At 45.4% G+C, this 6,376-nt stretch carries 5 protein-coding genes and 1 tRNA gene; 4 read left to right on the forward strand and 2 right to left on the reverse strand.

The window, feature by feature from the left end; all coding sequences use genetic code 11:
- Positions 1-58: 58 nt before the first annotated feature.
- Both tig and G459_RS0121925 read right to left on the reverse strand, forming a co-directional pair.
- Positions 59-1,387, reverse strand: a complete 1,329-nt coding sequence (gene tig, locus G459_RS0121920) for a trigger factor (protein WP_026969542.1) — start codon at positions 1,385-1,387, stop codon at positions 59-61.
- Between the two features lie 91 nt (positions 1,388-1,478).
- Positions 1,479-1,560, reverse strand: a tRNA-Leu gene (locus G459_RS0121925).
- A 166-nt stretch (positions 1,561-1,726) separates the two neighbouring features.
- Between G459_RS0121925 and G459_RS0121930 the strand changes: the two genes are divergently transcribed.
- The 4 genes from G459_RS0121930 to G459_RS0121945 all read left to right on the forward strand — a co-directional run bounded on the left by G459_RS0121930 (position 1,727) and on the right by G459_RS0121945 (position 6,222).
- Positions 1,727-3,943: a RelA/SpoT family protein gene (locus G459_RS0121930; RefSeq protein ID WP_026969543.1), complete on the forward strand. Its 2,217-nt coding sequence runs from the start codon at positions 1,727-1,729 to the stop codon at positions 3,941-3,943.
- A gap of 50 nt (positions 3,944-3,993) precedes the next feature.
- Positions 3,994-4,482 carry a Fur family transcriptional regulator gene (locus G459_RS0121935; protein WP_026969544.1) on the forward strand — a complete coding sequence of 163 codons (489 nt, stop codon included), beginning with the start codon at positions 3,994-3,996 and terminating at the stop codon, positions 4,480-4,482.
- Entirely contained in the window at positions 4,466-4,807 is a 342-nt protein-coding gene (locus G459_RS0121940) for an STAS domain-containing protein (protein WP_026969545.1), read from the forward strand. Before G459_RS0121935 ends, G459_RS0121940 begins: the two co-directional genes overlap by 17 nt.
- 143 nt (positions 4,808-4,950) lie before the next feature.
- The gene (locus G459_RS0121945; RefSeq protein ID WP_026969546.1) at positions 4,951-6,222 is read left to right on the forward strand and encodes an adenylosuccinate synthase; all 1,272 of its coding nucleotides are present in this window, start codon (positions 4,951-4,953) and stop codon (positions 6,220-6,222) included.
- The last annotated feature ends 154 nt before the right edge of the window (positions 6,223-6,376 follow it).

Genomic DNA, 6,376 nt, shown 5'->3' on the forward strand with positions numbered 1-6,376 from the left:
TAACAAAAATAAAAAAGTCCTTTATAAAAGGACTTTTCAATATAACTCTCTAATCGATTTACTTCTCTAAAAGTTCCTTGAATTCGTCAATGGAAATGGTCTTTTCCGTCAGATCGATTTTCTCCTGAACGAACGCCAGGACTTTTTCATTCTGTACCGAAGTCAGCATATTCATGTAATTCTGACCTTCATTTCCTTTCAGGTAGTTGTCTACAAACATATCCATGCTTGCTTCCAGCTGAGAACCAAGGCCTGAGGATGCAAACTGCTCACGAACCATCTCTTTGGTTTTTTCGATCACGTCTTCGTGTTCTGCCTGGATCGAATTGTCTTTTGCGATCTGATTGGAGATCAGTGACCAAGTCAATTGATTCGCATAAAGCGGATATTCGTTTTCTACGTCGGCTTCAGAGACTTTGCCTTGGTTTGCTTTGAGCAACCATTCTTTCAGGAAAGCTTCCGGCAGATCGAGGTTTGCTTTTGCAACCAATACTTTTTTCAGCTCTTCATCCGTGAAGACTTTAGACTCACGGTTGTAGCTGTCTTGAAGCGTTTCTTTCACTTTAGCAGTGAATTCTTCCTCAGAAGCTACGGTCTCAGGACCAAAGATTTTATCGAAAAACTCCTGATTCAATTCAGCAGCTTCTGTTCTATTGATGTTTTTCACTTCGAAAGTAAATGCTCCGGAAGCCTCAGCTGCCTCTTCGTCGGTCAATCCGAAGGCTTCAGACCATTCGTCTTTCTTCACGTCTTTTGCTTGAAATTCAACGACCGCGTCTTTGCTTAATCCGATGAATTTGGCAGCAAGCTTCTTAGAAAGTTTTGAGGTTGGGAGAGAAAGAGTCTTTGTAAATTCTCCTTCAGTAGCCTTCAGATCACCATAGATATTGTCGTTGGCCTCGCTCACTTCAGGATTGGTGCTGTTGCCGTATTGAGACTTCAGATTTTCGATGGTCTCGTTGACCAACTTTTCGTCTACTTGTATGGAATACTTGGTTCCCTTGGTAGTGTTGTCTAAAGCGACATTGACAGAATCGACAAATCCGATCTTGTATTCGAAATCGAATTCTTTCTGGGTTTTCCAGTCAATGGAGTTGTCTTCTTTTTCGACAGGAAGCGGTTCGCCGAGAATTCTAAAAGTTTGCTCCTTCAGGTACGTGTTCAAGGACTCGCCGAGGATTGCGTTGATTTCATCGACCAAGATAGAAACACCATACATTCCTTTAACCATGGAGATGGGTGCTTTGCCTGGACGGAAGCCTTTGATGGCTGCCTTTTTAGCGTAGTCCTTCAGTTTGGCATCAACCTTTGGTTGATAATCTGCTTCGTTTAGCGTAATTTTAATTGAAGCTTGATTTGCGGAGTGCTTGTCTAATGTAATTTCCAAGGTGTATAAAATTAAACAGATGATGAACTAAAAACCCCCAATCTCTTTCCTGTCTGAACTTAAACAGTGAGTGATTGAGGGCTTGATACTGTGCGGATAGAGGGACTCGAACCCCCATGCCTCGCGGCGCTAGATCCTAAGTCTAGTGCGTCTACCAATTTCGCCACATCCGCATTGGAACCAATCAGACCGAGATTATTTGAACAATGATCTCCTTTTCCAATTGTGGATGCAAAGGTAAAGACATATTTTAATTTTTTACAAATCACCGAAAAAATATTTCCCAAAAATGTGGAATGATTTAATCCCTGTACCAATTTTGAATAAAATTCCACCCTTATGATCCCTGTGGACGTCGAAGAAGAGCGAAAGGAAATACTCAAACGATATCGAAGATTGCTCAAGCAGGCCAAGCCTATCTTGAAGCAGAATGATACCAAACTGATCAAAAAGGCTTTTAACATCTCCTTGGAGGCGCATAAGGACATGCGCCGGAAGTCCGGTGAACCTTATATCTATCACCCGCTGGAGGTCGCGCTGGTCTGCGTAGAGGAGATTGGCTTGGGTACTACCTCGATCATCGCGGCATTGCTGCATGATGTGGTCGAGGATACCGACATGGAATTGGATGATATCGAGCGCGAATTCGGTCACAAAGTCATGACCATCATCGACGGGCTGACCAAGATCTCGGGAGTGTTTGAATATGGGAGTTCGCAGCAAGCCGAAAACTTCCGAAAGATGCTTCTCACACTCTCGGACGACGTGCGTGTTATCCTGATAAAGCTGGCTGATCGACTCAATAATATGCGGACGCTCTCGAGTATGCCGCGGCACAAGCAGCTCAAGATTGCTTCGGAGACCATGTATCTCTATGCACCGTTGGCTCATCGCCTTGGGCTGTATGCGATCAAGTCCGAGCTCGAAGATTTGTATCTTAAGTTCACCGACACGGACACCTACGTAGACATTGTCAAAAAGATCAACGAGTCCAAAAGCTATCGGAACAAATTCATCAAGACCTTCATTCAGCCGATAGAGGATGAATTGACGAGGCAAAATTTCAAATTCACGATCAAAGGAAGACCCAAATCTGTGTACTCCATCTACAACAAGATGAAGAAACAGGGGATTCCTTTCGAGGAAGTGTACGACCTGTTTGCCATTCGGATTATCCTCGATTGTGAGCTTGAAAACGAAAAGGCGGATTCTTGGCAGGTATATTCGATCGTGACTGACTATTACCGGCCGAATCCAGATCGGCTGCGAGACTGGATCAGCACACCCCGATCTAATGGGTACGAGTCACTGCACACGACTGTCATGAGCAACACCGGTCAGTGGGTCGAAGTCCAGATCCGCACCGAGCGGATGGATGAGATCGCTGAGCGGGGCTATGCAGCACACTGGAAGTACAAGGATCGGGAAAACTCCGGAAGATCTGGATCCGGACTCGACGATTGGATCGGACAGGTGCGGGCTATTTTGGAGTCCAACGATGGCAATGCCATTGAGTTTATGGACGACTTCCGGGGGAATCTATTTCACGACGAAGTATTTGTATTTACGCCCAAAGGGGATTTGAAAGTCCTGCCCGTGGGTGCCACGGCATTGGATTTTGCTTTCGAGATCCACACAGAAATTGGAGCGAAGTGCATCGGAGCCAAGGTCAACCAGCGCCTCGTGCCGATTAGTCATAAGCTGAAGAATGGAGATCAGGTGGAAATCCTGACTTCCGGGAAGCAAAAACCTACCGAAGACTGGCTGAATAACGTCGTCACTTCCAGAGCCAAAGCCAAGATCAAAGATGCGCTCCGCGAGGAAAAGAAGTCAGCAATTTTGGATGGACGGGAGATCGTGCAGCGAAAGCTCAAAGCGATGAAGATGGAATTTAATTCGGAAAGGGTGGAGCAGTTGCGAGCCTTTTTTGAGTTGAAAACCGCGAATGAATTCTATTATCGGGTGGGAAAAGGCATCATCGACCCGACCTCCATCAAGTCATTTAAGGACTTTAAGGAGAACCAAAAGGCCAAAAGTAAAAGCGGCGAAAAAGTCAAAGACGAATCTTCTTTTACCAAAGAGATCAAAAACCTCAAAGGATCAGAGCACGACCAGCTGCTGATTGGAGAGGATATGGATGTGGTAGACTATATCTTGGCCAAATGCTGCAACCCGATTCCGGGTGACGACGTGTTCGGCTTTGTGACGATCAATGAAGGCATCAAGATCCACAGGACGTCCTGTCCAAATGCGCTGGAATTACTCTCCAATCACGGCAACCGGGTCATCAAAGCACGCTGGACGAGCCAAAAGGAAATCGCGTTTCTCGTCGGCCTCAAGATTCTCGGAACAGATCGGGTCGGACTCATCAACGACGTCACCAAGGTGATCTCGAATGAACTTAAGGTGAATATGCGCTCGATCACGGTAGATTCTGACGCAGGGATTTTTGAGGGGGCGATCAAGCTGTACGTCCACAGTACCGAACATCTGGATCATTTGATCAAAAATCTCCTGCAGGTAGATGGGATCATCAAAGTCTCTCGTTTTGACTGATGGAATCTTTTATAAGAGACAAAAGTTATATTTGAAAAAAAACGCAGAAAATGCCTTTGAATACCGCACATTTCGAAGAGGTCAAAAAGATATTTACCGCCTATCTGGAAAACCAAAAGCTCCGAAAAACTCCTGAACGCTATGCGATTTTGGAGGAGATATATAGCCGAACCGGTCATTTTGATGTAGAGGGGCTTTACATCAGCATGAAGAACAAGAACTATCGCGTCAGCCGTGCGACGGTTTACAATACCCTCGATTTGCTGGTAGAGTGTGATCTGGTGACGAAACACCAGTTTGGTAAAAACCTGGCCCAATTCGAGAAATCCTACGGATACAAACAGCACGATCACATGATCTGCGTGGAGTGCGGCAAAGTCTATGAATTTTGTGATCCTCGCATCCAAAATATCCAGAATACCGTTGCAGAAATACTCCAGTTCAAAGTCCTCCATCATTCGTTGATGCTGTATGGACAGTGTAATAATGGTGACTGCAAATCCGCAAAAACAGAAGAACAGCATGAAACTAAGCTATAAAACCAGTAAAGACGAGCGCGCCCACTACCTGGCTATTGAGGGAGATCTCATTGGGGATGAAGTGGGCCCAAAACTGGTAGAGGTCGTTTCAGACGCTATTCAGGAGGGTGCTAAAACCTTTGTGATCGACCTGAGCGAAGTGCGGTATATAAGTTCCAGCGGGATCGGATTGCTGATCACCATGCTGACTAAGATGAGGAATGTAGGTGGTGAAGTGTTTTTGACATCGCCCTCTGAGCACGTGAAGAAGCTGCTGATTATCACCAAGCTCAACAATATTTTTACGGTGTATGACTCGGTAGCCGATTTCAAAGCCAAGAATTGAAACCTGAGCTCCTGTAAGCGCCTGTTGCCATTTTTTGAAATGCTCCGAGATAATAAATAGATTGTTTCCCTTGGTTTTCTATGGCCTTATCGCAAATTTCGCGCTTCAAAAAACATTGCTTAAACGATTAGACTGCACATCAAATGAAGATGGACGTATTGCTGGGCCTCCAGTGGGGAGATGAAGGAAAAGGAAAAATTGTGGACGTCTTGGCGCCTCAGTATGAGGTAGTGGCGCGCTTTCAAGGCGGTCCCAATGCCGGTCATACCCTCGAATTTGACGGAATCAAGCATGTACTTCATCAGATTCCTTCCGGAATTTTTAGATCTCAGATTCTCAATATCATCGGAAACGGCGTCGTTCTGGATCCGATCATTCTAAAAAAGGAGATCGAAGGATTGGGCAAGTTTTCCATCGATTATCAGAAAAATCTGGTGGTGTCCAAAAAGGCCACCATCATCATACCTACTCACAAACTTCTGGACGCAGCGTACGAGCAGTCAAAAGGAGATAAGAAAATCGGTTCGACACTCAAAGGTATCGGGCCAACCTATCAGGATAAAATCGGGCGGTCCGCCCTTCGGATAGGAGATATCCTTAGCCCGGATTTTCGGGAGAAATATCAAGTCTTGGTGGATAAACACAAAACGACGCTTTCTTTCTATGACTTCCCGGTAGATAAACTAGAAGAGATGGAAGGTCAGTTTTTCGAGGCGGTAGAGTTCGTAAAGTCACTCAACTTGATTGACAGCGAGTATGTGGTCAATGATGCCTTGTCTGCGAACAAAAAGATTCTCGCCGAAGGTGCTCAAGGATCTTTGCTCGATGTTGACTTTGGAAGCTATCCGTTCGTCACTAGCAGCACCACGATGACGGCTGGTGCTTGCACAGGTTTGGGCGTATCTCCATCCAAAATCGGTGAGGTGTTTGGAATTTTCAAAGCCTATTGCACTCGAGTTGGAAGCGGACCTTTCCCGACGGAGCTTTTCGACGCCACAGGCGAAGCGATGCGCAAAGAAGGAAATGAGTTTGGAAGCACCACTGGCCGTCCACGTCGATGTGGTTGGTTAGATCTTCCCGCTCTGAACTATTCTATTATGATCAACGGCGTCACGCAGCTCTTCATGATGAAAGCCGATGTGCTCAATATATTCGAAGAGATCAAAGTTTGCACCCACTATGAGCTTCCTTCTGGAGAAAAGATCGACAAGCTAAGCTTTGAGATTACAGACATGGAAGTGCAGCCGGTATACAAGACCTTGAAAGGCTGGAATTGCTCTCTGGCAGACGTGAGGTCTTACGATGAATTCCCTACCGAACTGAAGGAATACGTTGCTTATTTGGAATCTGAATTGAATGTACCTATCAAACTGGTGTCTGTCGGCCCTGACCGGGTTCAGACCATTTTGAGATAAAGTTCAAAACTTGCTATTACAAAGCTCCTGAGGTTCTCTTCTCAGGAGCTTTTGTTTTATGGTTCTACCCTTAAGTTAGTGAGGATATAAGTTTAGGCCTCCATGGAAGAATAAAATAGCGCTTCTAAAGTTGGCGAATGTTCGATAGCCTTTT

It is taken from the genome of Algoriphagus terrigena DSM 22685, assembly GCF_000429445.1.
GTDB classification, from domain to species: Bacteria; Bacteroidota; Bacteroidia; order Cytophagales; family Cyclobacteriaceae; genus Algoriphagus; species Algoriphagus terrigena.